The following is a 17083-nucleotide window of genomic DNA, read 5'->3' on the forward strand; positions in this document are numbered from 1 at the left end:
CGCGGCTAGAGCTTCGCGCTCGCCCGGTGGGGCAAACCCTGATCTAGGAGAACCCACCAGTGCGTGAGCACGACTACGAAGACTATTCCGACTTCGAAGATTCCTTCGACGAAGAACCGGCCCGTCGCGTCCGCCAGGTCTACGAAGGGCCCGCCCCGGACCGCAGCGGCCGCCTCACCGAGGGCGAGCGCGTCCGCCTGGCCCGGCTGCGCGACGACGCCTACACCGAAACCGAGTTGCCCGACGGCGCCGATCGCTGGACCACCTGGGACAGCGCCGAGCCGGGCCCGCACCCGACGCCGGACTGGGTCGTCACCGACCTCGGCGCGGTCGACACCGAGCTCGGCGTGCTCAAAACCGGCAAGGAGGCGGACGTCCACCTGCTGCGCCGGGGCCTGCCCGGCACGGACGGCGTGCTGCTCGCCGCCAAGCGCTACCGCAGCGACGAGCACAAGCTGTTCCACCGTGACGCCGGGTACCTCGAGGGCAGGCGGATGCGCCGCTCCCGCGAGATGCGCGCGATGGCCAACCGCAGCTCGTTCGGCCGCAACCTGATCGCGGAGCAGTGGGCGGTGGCCGAGTTCGCCGCGTTGAGTCGCTTGTGGACGATCGGCGCACCGGTGCCGTATCCGGTGCAGCGCAACGGGACCGAGCTGCTGCTCGAGTTCCTCGGCGACGCCGACGGCGCGGCGGCGCCCCGGCTCGCGCAGCTCCGCCCGGAGCCGGACGAGCTGGCCGACCTCTGGGCCCAGGCGACCGCCGCGCTGGAGCTGCTGGCCGTCCAGGGCGTCGCACACGGTGACCTCTCGGCGTACAACCTGCTGGTGCACGAGGGCCACCTGATGGTGATCGACCTGCCCCAGGTGGTGGACCTCGTGGCGAACCCCGGCGGGCACGAGTTCCTGACCCGCGACGTGCGCAACCTCGCCGGCTGGTTCCATGCCCGTGGCCTGCCGGAACACGTCACGGCGGCCGACGATCTGGTCGAAGCGCTGACCTTCGCCGCGGGGCTCGGCTGACCTGGGGGCGGCGTCGCGGGGACTGTGGCGCACAACACCCCTGCGACGCCGCCCACAACCGTGGACCTGGGTGCGAAGTCGAAGCCCCGGCTCCGGTACAGTATGTACAGACCGCAACCGGCGGCGTGGATGAGTTGGTGTCCGTCGCCTCCAAAGCCCACCTACGGGTTCGCGGTGAATCCGAAGCACTTCCATCGGCGCTCGATGTCGGTCACGACATGGTGTGCCGGGTCCGTCCCTGTGAAAGCCCATCGCACACCATCTTGCCCTGCCTGCGTGCGGGCAGCCCGGGCCTCCCTTGCGACGTACCACGTCCGAGAGGCATTTGTGACAGTCACGTTCAACTCCGGTCACTCATCGACGTCCGCCCACGCGGGCCGTCCCGACCGCAAGCCGCGTCAGCGCCCGGCCACCGGTGGTGGCGGCGAGGGCATGCTGCGCGACGACGCCGTCGAGACAGTGGCCACCAAGACCTTCGCCCAGCTGGGGCTCCCCGAGGAGCTGCTGCGCGCGTTGGCCGAGGCGGGCATCAACTCGCCGTTCCCGATCCAGTCGGCCACCATCCCGGACGCGCTCGCGGGCCGCGACGTGCTGGGCCGCGCCCAGACCGGTTCGGGCAAGACGCTGGCGTTCGGCCTGGCCATGCTGGCCCGGCTCAACGGCGGCCGGGCCCGGCCCAAGCGCCCCCGCGCGCTGGTGCTGGTGCCCACCCGTGAGCTCGCCATGCAGGTGGCGGACTCGCTGACCCCGCTGGCCAAGTCGCTCGGCCTGTGGTGCCGCACGGCCGTCGGCGGCATGGCCTTCACCCGCCAGGCCGACGCGCTTTCCCGCGGCGTCGACCTGCTCATCGCGACCCCGGGCCGCCTTTCGGACCACGTCCGGCAAGGCACCGCTTCGCTGGGCGACTGCAACTTCATCGCCCTCGACGAGGCCGACCAGATGGCGGACATGGGCTTCATGCCGCAGGTCCGGGAGATCCTCGACCTCACCCCGCCGGGCGGGCAGCGGCTGCTGTTCTCGGCGACGCTCGACGGTGACGTCAACCGGCTGGTCAAGCAGTACCTGACCGACCCGGTCACGCACTCGGTGGCGCCGTCCACCGCGAGCGTCGACACCATGGACCACCACGTGCTCCAGGTTTCGCACCAGGACAAGCAGGACATCATCACGCAGATCGGCGCCCGCGAGGGCCGCACGATCATGTTCGTGCGCACCAAGCACCACGTCGACCGCCTCACCGAGCGGCTGCGCGAGCAGGGTGTGCACGCGGCGGCGCTGCACGGCGGCAAGACGCAGGGTCAGCGCAACCGGGTGCTCGCGGACTTCAAGGAAGGCCACACCCCGGTGCTGGTCGCCACCGACGTCGCCGCGCGCGGTATCCACGTGGACAACATCTCGCTGGTGCTGCACGTCGACCCGGCCGCCGACCACAAGGACTACCTGCACCGCGCGGGCCGCACCGCGCGCGCCGGGGCGTCCGGTGTCGTGGTCACGCTGGTGACGCACGACCAGCGGCGCACCGTCCGCCGGATGACCGATCGGGCCGGCGTGCGCGCCGAGACCACGATGGTCCGCCCGGGCGACGACGAGCTGTCGCGCATCACCGGCGCCCAGGCGCCGAGCGGCGAGCCGGTCATCGAGCGTCGTCGTGAGTCGCCGCGCCGCAGCGGCGGCAGCGGCCGCGGTTACGGCGGCGGTCGGGAGCGTGGCGACCGCAGCTACGGCGAAAGCCGCGGCGGCGGTTACGGCCAGGGTTCGCGCGAAGGCGGCCGTCCCGGTTACGCCGGGCGCAGCCGCAACGGCGCGGGCGCGGGTCGTCCGCAGCGTCCGGCGGGCCGCGGCCCGCGTCGCAGCTACGACAGCTGAGTCCGAGCAGTCAGGAGAAGCCCCGTCCGGCACCCGCCGGACGGGGCTTCTCCCGTGACGGGGTGCACATCCGCGGCGCGGGCCAGGGTGGGAGACTGCGGGACGTGACCGAATCCCCCCAGCTGCCACCCGAAAACGTCTTCGACTGGCTCGACGCCGAGGCGGAGAAGCGGGCGGCCGCGGGGCTCGTGCGGCGGCTGCGGCCCCGGCCGGCGCAGCCGGAAGAACTCGACCTGGCGGGCAACGACTACCTCGGCCTGGCCCGGGACAAGCGGGTCGCCGGCGCCGCGGCGGCGGCCGCGCTGCGCTGGGGCTCGGGGTCCACCGGCTCCCGGCTCGTCACCGGTTCGCTGGAGCTGCACACCGAGCTGGAGCTGGAACTCGCGCGGTTCTGCGGCGCGCAGGCGGCGCTGGTGTTCTCCTCGGGCTTCGCCGCCAACCTCGGCGCGGTGACGGCCCTGTCCGGCACGGAATCCGCGATCGTCACGGACAAGTACATCCACGCGTCGCTGATCGAAGGCTGCCGGCTCTCGCGGGCCGACGTCGCGGCCGTCGCGCACAGCACGCCGTCGGCGATCCAGCACGCGCTGTCCACACGCCGCAAGCCCCGCGCGCTGGTGATCACGGACTCGGTCTTCTCGGTGGACGGCGACCTCGCCCCGCTCGGTGAACTCGCCGGGATCTGCCGCGAGAACGGCGCGGCCCTGCTGGTGGACGACGCGCACGGCTTCGGCGTCCTCGGTGAAGGCGGCCGCGGCGCGGTGCACGCGGCCGGGCTGTCCAGCGCCCCGGACGTCGTGACGACGGTGACACTCTCGAAGTCCCTCGGCGCCCAGGGCGGCGCCGTCATCGGCCCCCGGCGGGTGATCAAGCACCTCGTGGACACCGCGCGCAGCTTCATCTTCGACACCGCCCTCGCCCCGGCCAGCGCCGCCGCCGCGCTGTCCGCGCTGGGCGTGCTGAAGTCGGAGCCGGACCTGCCGGGCAAGGTCGTGGAGAACGCCGGGAACCTCGCGATGCAGCTCAAGGCCGCGGGCCTGCGGGCGAGCCTGCCGGACGCCGCCGTGATCTCGGTGCAGGCACCCTCGGCCGAAGCCGCCGTCGCCTGGGCGGAATCCTGTGCGGAGCACGGAATCCGCGTCGGCTGCTTCCGGCCGCCGTCGGTGCCGGACGGCATCTCGCGGCTGCGCCTGACCGCCCGCGCCGACCTCACCGAGGCCGACCTGGACCGCGCGGTGAAGGTGATCACGGCTTCCGCCCCGCGCGGCGCCACGGCCTGATTTTCCCGCCACCGCACGGAAATCCGGCGTGCTACCCGGCGATCGCGGGCCGGCGCATGGTGATGTGCGGGATGCCGTCGTCGAGGAATTCCCCGCCCTCGGCCACGAAGCCGTAGCGGGCGTACAGGCCTTGGGCGTACGTCTGGGCGTCCAGCACGAACTCGCCGGGAGCGCCGTCGAGCGCGGCGGCCATCAGCTCCCCCGCCAGGCCACGGCCGCGGGCGGACTTCGCCGTGACCACCCGCCCGATCCGGCCGACACCGCCGGGCTCGGCGAGGACCCGCAGGTACGCGTCCACGCCCTCTTCGCTGCCGATCCACAGGTGCCGGGTGCCCGGCAGCAGGTCGCGGCCGTCCACCTCGGGGTACGCGCATTCCTGCTCGACCACGAACACGTCGCAGCGCAGGCGGAGGACGGCGTACAACTGGGCGGCGGTGAGGTCGGGACCGGCCGCGGTAAACAGGGTGCTCACGGTCCCTGCATACCAGCGACCGGATCTCAGCCGAGGATGCGGCCCTGGGACTGCTGCGCGATGTCGTCCGAGAACGCCGAAACCCGCGTGTACACGCCCGGCTTGCCCGCCTTCGCGCAGCCGTCGCCGAAGGAGACGACGCCGATCAGCGTGTCGCCGACCACCAGCGGGCCGCCGGAGTCGCCCTGGCAGGCGTCCTTGCCGCCGTCCGGGTAGCCCGCGCAGACCATGCTCGCCGGGTCGTAGGTGTCGTAGGCCGTCTTGCACGCGGAATCGCTGACCACCGGGACGACCACGCTGCGCAGGGTGTCGGAGCGGGCGCCGCCGTCGGACAGCCGGCCCCAGCCGAGCACCGTGGCCTGCGTGCCGGTGTCGTAGGAGGAGCGGTCGCTCGCGTCCGCGACCTTCGCCGGGCGGTACGGCAGCTGGCCGCGCACGGTCAGCACCGCGATGTCGTCGCCCTTGGTCGGATCGGTGAAGTCCGGGTCGATCCACACCTTCGACACCGCGAGCACGATGCCGTCGTCGGTGCGCTTGTCCTGCCTTCCGGCGACCACGCGGGTGTCGGAAGCCGCGATGGCCTTCGCGCAGTGCGCCGCCGTCGCGACCGCCGAGGAGCTGACGATCACCGCGCCGCAGTACTGGTTGCCGCCGGAGTCGGTGAGGTACACCGCGTACGGGTGATCCGACAGCGAAGCCTCGTCGCCGCCGACGATCCGCGGCTGCGCGCCCGAAGCGGGGCCGCTGGGCTCGTCCTGCGCCGAGGCCGAGCCGACCGCGATCGGCACCACTGCCGCGGTCACGAGCAGCGCTCCCGCCACGAGCAGCAGGGGACGGCGATACTTGGCGGGCATGGGGTTCCCCTTCACGATCGGACAAGCGGCGCGGTGCGGTCCGCGCGCCCGGGAGCCAACCGGCTGAGACTGTTCGACTCCGGCGCGTGAACGGACGACCGTCGTTACCCTAAACGGAGCAGGCCCGAAATGGTGTCACTGGAACGGGTGGACTGCGTGCTCACCGAGCGCGTTTGTTTAGCTGAGCGCATGCGACGGACAGCGATGGCGGCGGCAGGCGCGCTGATGGCGTTCCTGCTGGTCGGTTGTACGACCCACACCCCGGCCACGCAGTCGGCGAGCCCGGTTCCGCCGTCACGAGGCGTGACAACCCCGGCATCTCCGACAACTCCGGCGCCGTCGAGCGCCCCCGCCGTCACCTGGCAGGTGGGTGCCCGGCCGCTCCCCCGGCGAGCGGACGGCTTCGGCGAGATCGAACCGACCCCACCCGAACTGGTGAACCGGTCCCTGCCGACCCACGATTTCCTGCCGCCGCCGGCCGGCACCGCGTTCGCGGCCCAGGTCGGCGCCGTACCCGCGGACGTCCTCGCCCGCAGCACCTGGCAGCCCGCCTGCCCGGTGCAGGCGTCCGACCTCCGCTACGTGACGGTGTCCTTCTGGGGCTTCGACAACCGCGCGCACACCGGCGAGCTGCTGGTGAACCGCACCGGCGCGCAGGCGATGACGCAGGTCTTCGGGCAGCTTTTCGCCGCCCGCTTCCCGATCGAGGAGATGCGGGTGACCGCGCCGGCCGAGCTGGACGCCCCGCCCACCGGCGACGGCAACGACACCAGCGCGTTCGTCTGCCGGCCGGTGCGCGGCCAGACGAACTGGTCCTCGCACGCGTACGGGCTGGCCATGGACGTGAACCCGTTCTGCAATCCGTACACCAAGGGCGACCTGGTACTGCCGGAGCTGGCGTCGGCGTACGTCGACCGTTCGCGGGTGCGACCGGGCATGGCGCTCGCGGGCAGCGAGGTGGTGCGCGACTTCGCCGCGGTGGGCTGGAGCTGGGGCGGCGCCTGGACCTCGCCGACGGACCGGATGCACTTCACCGCCACCGGGCAGTGACGGGCGTCGCCGCGGGAACACCCGGTCGGGCGAACCGGTTGGCTAGGGTGGGGAACACCCGTCTGACCGGCTTTCGGAGGAAGACTGTGCCGCACTACGACCTGGTGATCGTCGGGACCGGATCGGGGAACTCGATCCTCGGCCCGCAGTTCGCCGACTGGAAGACGGCGATCGTGGAGAAGGGCACCTTCGGCGGCACCTGCCTGAACGTCGGCTGCATCCCGACCAAGATGTTCGTCTACGCCGCCGACGTCGCCACGACGCCTTCGCACAGCTCGCGCTACGGCGTCGACGAAGAGCTGAAGGCCGTGCGCTGGCCGGAAATCCGGGACCGCATCTTCGGCCGGATCGACCCCATCGCCGCGGGCGGCGCCGAGTACCGGAAGCACCACGAGGACAACAAGAACGTCGACGTCTACACCGGCGAAGGCCGCTTCACCGGCATGAAGGAGCTGCGCGTCAGCTTCTCCGACGGGCGGCCCGACGAGGTGCTGACCGCCGACCGTTTCGTGCTCGCCGCCGGCGGGCGCCCGGTGATCCCGGACGTCCCGGGCCTCGAGGAGACCGGCTACCACACCTCAGACACCGTGATGCGGCTCGACGAGCTGCCGCGGCGCATCGTGATCATCGGCGGCGGCTACATCGCGGCCGAGTTCGCGCACGTCTTCGCGTCTTTCGGGGTCGAGGTGACGGTCGTCGGCCGGTCCGGCGCCCTGCTGCGCTCGGAGGACGAGGAGGTCAGCGCGCGGTTCACCGAGCTGGCCGCGGAACGCTACGACGTGCGGCTGGACCGCAAGACCACGCGGGCGCGCAAGACCGCCTCGGGCGTCGCGCTGGACCTCGAAGGCCCGCAGGGCGCGGAAACCGTCGAGGCCGACCTGATCCTGGTCGCCACCGGCCGCACGCCGAACTCCGACCGGCTCGACGTCGCCGCCACCGGAGTGACCACAATGGACAGTGGGCACGTGGTGGTGGACGGCTACCAGCAGACCGTGGTGGACGGCATCTACGCGCTCGGCGACCTGTCCTCGCCACACGAGCTGAAGCACGTCGCCAACCACGAGTCCCGGGTGGTCCAGCACAACCTGCTGCACCCGGACGAGCGGATCGAGGCCGACCACCGGTTCGTCCCGCACGCGGTGTTCACCGCGCCGCAGGTGGCTTCGGTGGGGCTGACCGAGCAGAAGGCGCGTGCCAAGGGTGTGTCCTATGTGGTCTCCAAGCAGGACTACGCGGGCATCGCGTACGGCTGGGCGATGGAGGACACCACCGGCTTCGCCAAGCTGCTCGCGGACCCGGCCACCGGGCAGCTGCTCGGCGCGCACATCATCGGCCCGCAGGCGTCTTCGGTGATCCAGCCGCTGATCCAGGCGATGAGCTTCGGCCTCGACGCGCGCTCCATGGCGCGCGGCCAGTACTGGATCCACCCGGCGATGCCGGAGCTGATCGAGAACGCGCTGCTGAACCTGCCGCTCGACTGACCCCGTTCGGGAGTCAGACGAAGCGGCGGCGTCCGGCCAGCACGCCGAAGGCCATCTGCGCGCACATCACCACGATCAGCACGATCAGCGACACCGTCCAGCCTCCGGTCGCGTCGTGCAGCAGCCCGAACACGAACGGTCCCACCGCCGCCAGCAGATAGCCGAACCCCTGCGCCATGCCCGAAAGCCGCGCGGTGTCGGCGCCGGTGCGCGCACGCAGCGCGATTACCGTCAATGCCAAGGAGAACACGCTCATCCCGATGCCGATCAGGATGCTCCACAGCAGCGGCGACGCGCCGGGCGCGAAGAGCAGGCCGAGCATCCCGGCGAAACCGCACACGCCCATGCCGAGGATCCACAGGCTCTGACTGCCCTGGCGCGCGGCGATCGGCGGGATCACCAGGCTGATCGGCACGGCGATCACGGACATCAGGCCGAGCAGCAGCCCGGCGTCGCCCTTGGACACCCCGGCGTCGATGAAGACCTGCGGCAGCCAGCCCATCACCACGTACGCGATGAATGCCTGCAGCCCGAAGAAGATCGTGACGATCCAGGCCAGCCGGTTGCGCATCAGCGAACGCCCGCCTTCGCCCCCGGTCGTCGTGCGGGCGGTCCGTCCGGTGCCGCGCGCGGCGAGCAGCCAGGCCACCAGCGCGATGGCGGCCAGCACGGCCCACCCGCCCAGCGCCGGGCGCCAACCGCCGAGCACCCCCTCGATCGGCGGGCTGACCGACGAGCCGAGCGCGCCGCCGCCTTGCAGCGCCGCGGTGTAGACCCCGGTCATCATGCCGACGCGGGCCGGGAAGGAGTCCCTGATGACCACCGGGATGAGGACGTTGACCAGTGCGATGCCGGCCGTCGCGACGAGCGTGCCGCCGAGCACCACCAGCGGGCCGTCGACCACGCGCAGCACGAGGCCCACGGTCAGCACCGCGAGCGCGAACGAGATGGCCGCGCCGATGCCGAACCGGCGCGAGAGCAGCGGCGCGGCGAGGCCGGCGCCCGCGAAGCACAGGCCGGGCAACGTGGTCAGCAGGCTCGCCCACAGCGCGGACGCGCCGAGGTCGGCCCGCATCTCCGCGAGCAGCGGGCCGACGCTGGTGATGGCGGGGCGCAGGTTCATCGCCGTGAGCACCACGGCGATGGCGAGCAGGACGCCGCCGGCGATCACCCCGGGACGACGGCCGCCGCCGGCCTCCTCTTCCAGGCTGCCCTCGAGTTCGAGCTCGAGACGGTCGGCGTACGAGGCGGCGGGGCGCGGGGTGGGATCCCAGGAATCGACGGACACGTCGGCTACTATGACATACGTAGGATGATTGGATGAAGGGATAAACCTGTGCCTTTGGCCACCACACGCCGCACCGGCCTGGTCGATCAGGTCATCGACCAGATCCGCGACGCGGTCACCCGCGGTGAATGGCCGCTCGGGCAGCGCATCCCGACCGAGGCGGCGCTGACCGCGGAGCTCGGCGTGGGCCGCAACACGGTGCGGGAGGCCGTGCGGGCGCTCGCGCACACCGGCATCCTCGAGGTCCGCCAGGGCGACGGCACGTACGTGCGCGCGACGAGCGAGGTCTCCGGCGCGATCCGGCGACTGTGCGGGACCGAGCTGCGCGAGGTGCTCCAGGTCCGCCGCACCCTGGAGGTCGAGGGCGCGCGCCTGGCCGCCACCGCCCGCACCGACGAGGAACTCGCGAACCTGCGAGACCTCCTCGAACGCCGCGACGCCGACCAAGACGAAGGCCGGCTCGAGGATTTCGTCCACATCGACGCGGAATTCCACCTCGAGGTTGTCCGATGTGGACACAACAGCCTGCTGTTCGAGCTGTACCGCGGCCTGATGGAGGCCATCACCGCAAGCGTCGCCTCGACCTCCTCCGACGACCCCGAACACGCGGAGGCCATCAAACACCACGGCCTAGTCGACGCCATCGAAGCCCGCGACGCCACCCGCGCAGCCGCCGAGGCCGCAGGCTTCCTCGACGAACTACTGGCCCGGACGGACGAGCCCACAGCCGACTGATCTCGCCGACCGATCTGCTTCCTGCTTGTGCCTACGGACTCTTGCCGACCGATTTGCTGTCCGCTCTTGCCGACGGATTTGCTGTCTGCTTGTGCCGACAGCTTTACCGACTGCCGGACCAATCGCCCCCACCCGGCCCGGCTCGTCCGCCGACCACCGACCAGCCCGAGCTCGCCCGCTGAACGCCAGCCACCAGCCCACCTCGCCCCGCCCGACACACCTCACTCCGCCGACCGCGGGCCCGACACAGCTCACCCACCGACCCCCGGCCCGACAACTCACCCGGCCGAGCAGCGACCAGCCCGAGCTCACCCACCACCCGCCGGCCACCCCACCCCGCCGACTGCGGGGCCGACGCAGCCCACCTACCGACCCCGCCAGCTCACCGACCACCGGCCAGCCCGAGCTCGTCGCTGACCACTGGCGCAGCCCACTCCCCTCGCCGTCCACGGACCCCAGCCCGGGCCTACCTGCCGACCACGGACCCCACAGCCCGGGCCCACCTGCCGACCACCGACCCCGTCAGCTCACCCACCGGCCACCAGCCAGCCCGGGCCCACCTGCCGACACGGCCCAGGCACACCCGCCGAGCGGCGATCGGCCAACCTGACCGGCCCACCTGCCGACCCCGGCCGACCGGCGCACGGCAGGAACTCCACCAAGGCCGCCCCCCAGCCCGGAATCCGCGTAATCCAGGCCCAGCCCGTCCGGAATCCTCACGAAGGCGACCTTCCTCGTCACCCGCGTGCAGGACACTTGAACGTGAAAGACTCTCACATTCAGCATGGATCGTGCGAGAGTGCGGGGATCAGCCGTCCTGAGGGAGAGACCGTGCGCCGTTCACCACTCGCTGTCCTGCTCGTGCTCGTGGGCCTGGTCGCCGGGGCGACCAGCGCGTCCGCGGCGCCGGCGTTCCACAAGTACGTCGCGCTCGGCGACTCCTACACCGCCGGCCCGCTCATCCCCTGGCAGCAGGCGAGCTGGTGCTTCCGCTCCAACAACAACTACCCGTCCTGGCTGGCCACGCGGCTCGGGCTCTACGACACCGCCGGCGCGTTCACCGACGCCAGCTGCTCCTCGGCCGACACCACGAACATGGCCCATTCACAGGTCACGCCGTCGCCGAGCGTCCCGCTTTCCACGCAGCCCGCGCAGTTCGATTCGCTGTCGCTGGACACGGACCTGGTGACCGTCGGGATCGGGGGCAACGACTACAGCGTCTTCGGCAGCCTCGTCGGCACCTGCCCGACGGTGCGCGCGAGCGACCCGACCGGCTCACCGTGCCGCGACCACTTCACCGTCAACGGCGTCGACACCATGGCCGCCGCGCTGAAGAACACCGAGAAGAACCTGGAGGGCGTCGTCCGCGGCGTGCGGGAGCACTCCCCCGCCGCGACGATCGTGATGGTCGGCTACCCCCGGCTGGCGCCGCCGAGCGGCTACTGCCCCAGCGTGCTCCCCTTCGCCGACGGCGACTATCGCTGGGCTGACAGCGTCGAGCGGCAGCTGAACGACGCCATCGCCACCGCCGCGCGGAAACAGGGCGCGCGTTACGTCGACACGTACGGCCCCAGCCTCGGCCACGACGCCTGCGCCGGTGACGCGGCCTGGATCAACGGGCAGTCCACCAACCTGCTTGTCGCGGCCGCCTACCACCCGCTGCGCGCGGGCATGGAGGCCGAGGCGTCGCTGATCGCGAAGGCGCTGGGCGTGGGCTCGAGCGCCGGCCACGCACCCGCCGCCCGCGACGCCGCGAGCAACGGCCAGGTCCGCGACATGGCCCGCACCGCCGGAATCCGCTGAAAGACTCGTGAGTGTTCATGCCGGTCATAAACACTCGCGAAGGGCTACGGGAGGGTGAGGATTTCCGCGCCGTCCGCCGTCACCACGAGGGTGTGCTCGAACTGGGCGGTCCACTTCTTGTCCTTCGTGGTGACGGTCCAGTTGTCGGACCACATGTCGTAGTCGATGGTGCCGAGGGTGATCATCGGCTCGATCGTGAAGGTCATGCCCTCCTCGATCATCGTGTGCACCGAGGGCTCCTCGTAGTGCAGCACCGTCGGTGCGGTGTGGAAAGCCGGACCGACGCCGTGGCCGGTGAAGTCGCGGACCACGCCGTAGCCGAAGCGCTTCGCGTACGCCTCGATCACGCGGCCGATCACGTTCAGCTGACGCCCGGGCCGCACCGCCTTGATCGCGCGCGCCGTCGCCTCGCGCGTGCGCTCGACCAGCAGCCGCGCCTCCTCGGACACGTCGCCCGCGAGGAAGGTCGCGTTGGTGTCGCCGTGCACGCCGCCGATGAAGGCCGTGACGTCGATGTTGCAGATGTCGCCGTCCTCGATCAGGGTCGAGTCCGGGATGCCGTGGCAGATGACCTCGTTCAGCGAGGTGCAGCACGACTTCGGGAACGAGCGGTAGCCGAGCGTCGACGGGTAGGCGTGGTGGTCGAGCAGGAACTCGTGCACCACCTTGTCGATGTCTTCGGTGGTGGCGCCGGGCTTGACGGCCTTGCCGCCCTCCTCGAGCGCCTGCGCGGCGATCTTCGACGCGACGCGCATGGCCTCGATGACCTCGGGCGTGCGGACCCCGTTGCCGGTGTCCCGTTTCGGCGCCGGCCGGTCCACGTACTCGGGGCGGGCGATGTCGGCGGGGACGGCGCGGCGCGGCGTCTGGACGCCGGGCTTCAAGGGGGCACGAACGGACATGCGACCAGCCTACGACGTCACTTCCCGGCGACGTCGGCGAGGAACCGGTCCGCGGCCTCCACCGCCGGTTTCGAGGAGCCCGCGTCGGTGAGCAGCACGGCGAACGCCAGGTCGCCCTGGTAGCCGACGAACCAGCCGTGCGAGTGGGTCCCGTCGCCGAACTGCGCGGTGCCGGTCTTGCCGCGGACGTCGGGCAGGCCGCGCAGCCCGGTGGCAGTGCCCTCGGTGACCACGTCGCGCATCATCGAGCGCAACGCGTCCAGCACGTCCGGCCGCAGCGGCGGCCCGACGTCGGTGGCCTTCGACGGCTGGCCGCGCACCAGCGTCGGCACGGGCGCCTTCCCGGCTTGGACGGCCGCCGCGGCCAGCGCCATCCCGAACGGGCTGGTGACCACCGTGCCCTGGCCGAAGCCGTTCTCCGCGCGCTGCACCACCGAATCGGCCTTCGGGACCGAGCCGGTCACCGTGGTCAGGCCGGGCACGGTGTAGTCGGCGCCGACGCCCAGCGAGCGCCCCGCGTCGGTCAGCGCCGTCGGCGGGAGATCGGCCGAAAGCCGCGCGAACGTGGTGTTGCAGGAGCGCGCGAACGCCGTGGAGAGCGGCACGGTGCCGAGGTCGAAGCGGCCCTCGTTCGGCACCACGCGGCCGGAGAACGTCACGGTGCCGGGGCAGGCGACGGGCGAGGCGGCGGTGACCTTCCCGGCCGACAGCGCGGCCGCGGCGGTGATGATCTTGAACGTCGACCCGGGCGGGAACCGGCCGGTGAGCGCGAGCGGCCCCTGCTCGTCCGCGGCCTCGTTCTGCGCGACGGCGAGCAGCTCCCCCGTCGACGGCTGGAGGGCGACCAGCGCGGCGGCGGTCGGCACCGGCGCCAGCGCCTTCTCCGCCGCAGCCTGGACGTGGGTGCTGAGCGTGCTCGTCACCGCGGGCGCGTCCTTGGGCTGGACCGCGTACAGCTCGCTCGCCTCGCTGCCGGTCACGTCGAGCGTCACGATCCGCCAGCCCGCCGCGCCCGCCGCCTGCTGCTCCACCAGCGAGCGCAGCGCGGGCAGCACCTGGCGGCCGGTGTCGCGATCGGGCGGCAGCAGCCGCTCCTGGTTGGTGAACCGGACCCCGGGCAGATCGTGGATCACGGGCTTGACCTGCTGGTAGTCGGCCGCGCGCAGGGACAGCACGGAGTACGCGCCGCCGGGCTTGGTGGCCTTGATGCCGTCGAGCACCGAGGTCCCGGTCACCGTCGGCTCGAACCGGTGCAGCGCCTTGCCCAGCGTGCGCGCGACCGTGGTGGCGTCCCCGGTGCGGGCCGGGTCGACGACCACGCCGACCACCGTCTGCGGGGTCAGCAGCGGGAGGCCGTCGCGGTCGAACACCGGCGCGGGCTGGGCGGGGGCGGTCACCACCGCGATGCTCTGCTGCTCGGCCAGCTGCGGGTGCACGACGGTCGGCTGCCAGTGCACCTGCCAGCCGTCCTCGGCCGAGCGCAGCTGCGCGTCCGCGGTGTAGGACCAGGTGCGCCCGCGCGGCAGGTGCCAGGTGAGCCGGTAGCCGCCGGTGGCGGTGTCGCCGGACTGCTTCACGTTCTCGTCGAGCGCCTCGACGGAATCCGGGTGCAGCGCCGTGCGGACCTGCGTGAGCAGGGTCTTCGCGGCGGCCGGCGAGTCCGTGCGGGCGGCCGCGCCGGCGACGTCGCCCGAGGCGACCGCGGTCAGGAACGCGCCGAGCGCTTCCTGCGGCCCGTCCGAGCCGAACAGGCCGCAGCCGGCCAGAGGGAGCACGGTCACCAGCACGGCGGCCAGAGCCGCAGAACGTCGACCAGGAGCCATGTCACCGATCGAACCAGCCGGACGCGGCGGCCCAGCGGTCGCAACGCCGACCCGGAAGAGTGGCCGGCGCTCGTCAGAAGAGCACGGTCGCGTACTGCCCGACCTGCTGGAACCCGACCCGGCGGTAGGCCGCGAGGGCGGGCGTGTTGTAGCCGTTCACGTACAGGCTCGCGGTGCGGCCCAGCCCGTGGACCAGGCGGTTGACGACCGCGGCGGTGCCGGCCGTGCCGAGCCCTTCGCCGCGGCGGTCCGGGTGCACCCAGACGCCCTGGATCTGGCCGACGCTCGCGGACATGGCGCCGATCTCGGCCTTGAACACGACCTCGCCGTCCTCGAACCGGGCGAACGCGCGGCCAGTGGAGATCAGCTCGCTGACCCGGGCGCGGTAGCTGGCGCCGCCGTCACCGCTGCGGGGATCGACGCCGACCTCCTCGATGAACATCGCGACGGCCGCGGGCAGGTACCGGTCGAGCTCGTCGGGGCGCACCGCGCGGACCCTGGGGTCGGCGGGCACCAGCGGGTGGCCGTCCAGCGCCATCAACGGCTGGTCGCCGCGGACCTCGCGGGCCGGGCCCCACTCGTCGGACAGCTCGTCCCACAGCCCGAGCACCTGCTCGGACGGGCCGACGAGCGAGGAGCAGGTGCGCTGGCGCCGCAGCGCGCGGTCGGCGAACGACCGCAGCGCGGACGCGTTGCCGCGCAACGGAATCAGGTTCGGACCGGCGAAGCACAGCCCTTGGAGCCGCCCGGTCCGCGCCGGGCGGTTGTCGGCGGCCCAGAGTTCGCCACCGAGGCGCCACGGGTCGAGACCGGAAGCCTCGACCCGGGCGCTGACCATGCAGCTGCCCACCGGGTCGGCGGCGAGCGCAGCGCGCACCGCGGGGTAATCCCGATCATCGAGCAGCCGTGCACCTGCAAGCCGCAACACAGCGTCCAGAGTGCCAGATGAACCGGGTGAACGGAACGCGAGCCCGCCGACACGCTCAGATGAACGAGCGGCAGCGGGCACAATCGAGACCATGCAGCGCTACACGTACAAGGTCGTGGAAGTCCGCGAGAAGATGATCGGCGGCAAAATGTCCGGCGACAAGCTCGAAAAGCTCCTGAACGAGCACGCCGCGCAGGGCTGGCAGCTCAAGCAGATCACCTCGGCGGAAGTGAGGGGCCGAGTCGGCCCCGGCGGGGTCGACGGGCTGCTGGTGACGTTCGAGCAGCCGGTGCAGTAGGGGCGGCACCGCTGCGTCTGGGCGGTCTGCCGGGCAGGTGGCAGTGGCGTTGCCGCGCGCGGCGCCGGGTGGTCTGCCGGGCAGGTGCGGCAGTGGCGCTGGGCGGCCTCGTCCGGGCCGACCTGCTCCTGCCAGACAGGGGCAGGAGCAGGTCGGTCGCGGCGTTCGAGCGGCCCGCCCGGCAACGCCGTGAGCGCGGTCCGGCCGAGCCGATCGGCACCATCACAATCACCGGCACGACGACGACGTCCGAGCGGCGCCCGCAGCAGCACCAGCACTGGCCCGGCGGCGTCCGAGTGGCGTCCTCAGCGACACCGTCAATGTGTCCGGAAAGCCCGGCGGTAAGCGGCCGGCGTCGTGCCGAGGGCGTCGCGGAAGCGGCGGCGCAGGTTTACTGCCGAGGTGAGGCCGACTCGGGCCGCGATGGCCTCCACTGGGAGGTCCGTCTCCTCGAGCAGGGTGCGGGCGGCGGTGACCCGGCGGGCCAGCAGCCACTGGCCGGGGCTGGTGCCGAAGCGGCCGGCGAACCGGCGGGCCAGGGTGCGCGGCGAGACGCTGAGGAAGCCGGCCAGATCGTCGACGGTCAGTGGCGAGCCGAGCCGGGCGGTGGCCCAGTCGAGGAGGCCGTCGAGGGTGTCGCCGGGGGGCGGCGCCGGCGCGTATTGCGTCTGGCCGCCCTCCCGGCTCGGCGGCATCACCATGTGGCGCGCGAGAAGCGTCGCATGGGCGTCGCCGTGGTCGCGGCGCACCAGGTGCAGGCAGAGGTCGATGCCCGCGCCCGCACCGGCGCTCGTGGCGACGTCGCCGTGGTCCACGTACAGCACGTCCGGCTCGACGCGCACCCGCGGGAAATCCCGCTGCAGCTTGGCGGTGCGCGCCCAGTGCGTGGTGGCCGTGCGTCCGTCGAGCAAGCCGGTGCGCGCCAGCGCGAACACACCGGAGCAGATCGTGACCAGCCGCGCGCCGCGGCGGTGGGCGCGGATCAGCGCGCGCGACACCCGGGGCGAGAGCGGTTCGTCCACGGGCTGCCAGCCGGGGATCAGCACGGTGTCCGCCGAGGCCAGCAACGAGAGCCCGTCGGTGACGGCCATCGAGTAGCCCGCCGTGGTCGGCACCGGCCCCGGCGTCTCCGTGCAGACGAGGAACTCGTAGTGCTGCGGCACCCCGGCGCGTTCGGTGCCGAAGACCTCCGCGGCGCAGCCGAGCTCGAACGTCGACTGCACCGGGTTGACCAGTCCCACCACTCGGTGCATGGCAAGAAAGTACCCGATGACGTCTTTCCTG

15 protein-coding genes are annotated in these 17083 nt (G+C 72.4%); 8 read left to right on the top strand and 7 right to left on the bottom strand.

From position 1 onward, the window contains the following. Positions 1 to 59 precede the first annotated feature (59 nt). The 3 genes from BMY97_RS40110 to BMY97_RS40120 all read left to right on the top strand — a co-directional run bounded on the left by BMY97_RS40110 (position 60) and on the right by BMY97_RS40120 (position 4165). The gene (locus tag BMY97_RS40110; protein WP_091628156.1) at positions 60 to 1019 is read left to right on the top strand and encodes a serine protein kinase RIO; all 960 of its coding nucleotides are present in this window, start codon (positions 60 to 62) and stop codon (positions 1017 to 1019) included. A gap of 327 nt (positions 1020 to 1346) precedes the next feature. Next, positions 1347 to 2885: a DEAD/DEAH box helicase gene (locus BMY97_RS40115; protein ID WP_091628158.1), complete on the top strand. Its 1539-nt coding sequence runs from the start codon at positions 1347 to 1349 to the stop codon at positions 2883 to 2885. Between the two features lie 104 nt (positions 2886 to 2989). Then, complete coding sequence (locus BMY97_RS40120; RefSeq protein WP_091628159.1) at positions 2990 to 4165, top strand: 8-amino-7-oxononanoate synthase; 1176 nt, start codon at positions 2990 to 2992, stop codon at positions 4163 to 4165. Between the two features lie 31 nt (positions 4166 to 4196). Here BMY97_RS40120 and BMY97_RS40125 read toward each other — a convergent pair whose 3' ends face one another. Both BMY97_RS40125 and BMY97_RS40130 read right to left on the bottom strand, forming a co-directional pair. Then, a complete protein-coding gene (locus BMY97_RS40125; RefSeq protein WP_091628161.1) occupies positions 4197 to 4637 on the bottom strand; it encodes a GNAT family N-acetyltransferase in 441 nt (146 codons plus the stop codon). Between the two features lie 26 nt (positions 4638 to 4663). Then, a complete protein-coding gene (locus tag BMY97_RS40130; RefSeq protein WP_091628162.1) occupies positions 4664 to 5491 on the bottom strand; it encodes a S1 family peptidase in 828 nt (275 codons plus the stop codon). A 189-nt stretch (positions 5492 to 5680) separates the two neighbouring features. Between BMY97_RS40130 and BMY97_RS40135 the strand changes: the two genes are divergently transcribed. After that, complete coding sequence (locus tag BMY97_RS40135) at positions 5681 to 6541, top strand: M15 family metallopeptidase (protein ID WP_177231771.1); 861 nt, start codon at positions 5681 to 5683, stop codon at positions 6539 to 6541. Positions 6542 to 6627: 86 nt separating this feature from the next. After that, the gene (locus tag BMY97_RS40140; RefSeq protein WP_091628166.1) at positions 6628 to 8022 is read left to right on the top strand and encodes a mycothione reductase; all 1395 of its coding nucleotides are present in this window, start codon (positions 6628 to 6630) and stop codon (positions 8020 to 8022) included. Between the two features lie 13 nt (positions 8023 to 8035). Here the strand turns inward: BMY97_RS40140 and BMY97_RS40145 are convergent, their stop codons facing one another. Next, on the bottom strand, positions 8036 to 9229 hold the full coding sequence (locus BMY97_RS40145; protein WP_245787755.1) for a CynX/NimT family MFS transporter: 1194 nt from the start codon (positions 9227 to 9229) through the stop codon (positions 8036 to 8038). A 129-nt stretch (positions 9230 to 9358) separates the two neighbouring features. On the opposite strand from BMY97_RS40145, the gene BMY97_RS40150 reads away from it, so the two are divergent. Further along, positions 9359 to 10045, top strand: coding sequence for a FadR/GntR family transcriptional regulator (locus BMY97_RS40150; RefSeq protein WP_091628168.1), 687 nt, complete (start codon positions 9359 to 9361; stop codon positions 10043 to 10045). An 831-nt stretch (positions 10046 to 10876) separates the two neighbouring features. Then, entirely contained in the window at positions 10877 to 11848 is a 972-nt protein-coding gene (locus BMY97_RS40155) for an SGNH/GDSL hydrolase family protein (protein WP_091628170.1), read from the top strand. 44 nt (positions 11849 to 11892) lie between these two features. Here the strand turns inward: BMY97_RS40155 and map are convergent, their stop codons facing one another. The 3 genes from map to BMY97_RS40170 all read right to left on the bottom strand — a co-directional run bounded on the left by map (position 11893) and on the right by BMY97_RS40170 (position 15501). Continuing rightward, positions 11893 to 12750, bottom strand: coding sequence for a type I methionyl aminopeptidase (gene map / locus BMY97_RS40160; RefSeq protein WP_091628172.1), 858 nt, complete (start codon positions 12748 to 12750; stop codon positions 11893 to 11895). Between the two features lie 17 nt (positions 12751 to 12767). Continuing rightward, positions 12768 to 14573 carry a penicillin-binding transpeptidase domain-containing protein gene (locus BMY97_RS40165; protein ID WP_091628174.1) on the bottom strand — a complete coding sequence of 602 codons (1806 nt, stop codon included), beginning with the start codon at positions 14571 to 14573 and terminating at the stop codon, positions 12768 to 12770. Between the two features lie 73 nt (positions 14574 to 14646). Continuing rightward, positions 14647 to 15501: a GNAT family N-acetyltransferase gene (locus tag BMY97_RS40170; RefSeq protein WP_091628175.1), complete on the bottom strand. Its 855-nt coding sequence runs from the start codon at positions 15499 to 15501 to the stop codon at positions 14647 to 14649. A 91-nt stretch (positions 15502 to 15592) separates the two neighbouring features. Between BMY97_RS40170 and BMY97_RS40175 the strand changes: the two genes are divergently transcribed. Continuing rightward, positions 15593 to 15799, top strand: a complete 207-nt coding sequence (locus tag BMY97_RS40175) for a DUF4177 domain-containing protein (RefSeq protein ID WP_091628177.1) — start codon at positions 15593 to 15595, stop codon at positions 15797 to 15799. Positions 15800 to 16116: 317 nt separating this feature from the next. Here BMY97_RS40175 and BMY97_RS40180 read toward each other — a convergent pair whose 3' ends face one another. After that, positions 16117 to 17052, bottom strand: a complete 936-nt coding sequence (locus BMY97_RS40180) for a helix-turn-helix domain-containing protein (RefSeq protein ID WP_091628178.1) — start codon at positions 17050 to 17052, stop codon at positions 16117 to 16119. Positions 17053 to 17083: the final 31 nt, after the last annotated feature.

Source organism: Amycolatopsis saalfeldensis (genome assembly GCF_900110575.1).
Lineage (GTDB): Bacteria > Actinomycetota > Actinomycetes > Mycobacteriales > Pseudonocardiaceae > Amycolatopsis > Amycolatopsis saalfeldensis.

Bases quoted from the DNA above. Each gene is read 5' to 3' on its own strand.
- map (WP_091628172.1), bottom strand. From the start codon at position 12,750: ATGTCCGTTCGTGCCCCCTTGAAGCCCGGCGTCCAGACGCCGCGCCGC.
- BMY97_RS40130 (WP_091628162.1), bottom strand. From the start codon at position 5,491: ATGCCCGCCAAGTATCGCCGTCCCCTGCTGCTCGTGGCGGGAGCGCTG.
- BMY97_RS40135 (WP_177231771.1), top strand. From the start codon at position 5,681: ATGCGACGGACAGCGATGGCGGCGGCAGGCGCGCTGATGGCGTTCCTG.
- BMY97_RS40175 (WP_091628177.1), top strand. From the start codon at position 15,593: ATGCAGCGCTACACGTACAAGGTCGTGGAAGTCCGCGAGAAGATGATC.
- BMY97_RS40180 (WP_091628178.1), bottom strand. From the start codon at position 17,052: ATGCACCGAGTGGTGGGACTGGTCAACCCGGTGCAGTCGACGTTCGAG.
- BMY97_RS40165 (WP_091628174.1), bottom strand. From the start codon at position 14,573: ATGGCTCCTGGTCGACGTTCTGCGGCTCTGGCCGCCGTGCTGGTGACC.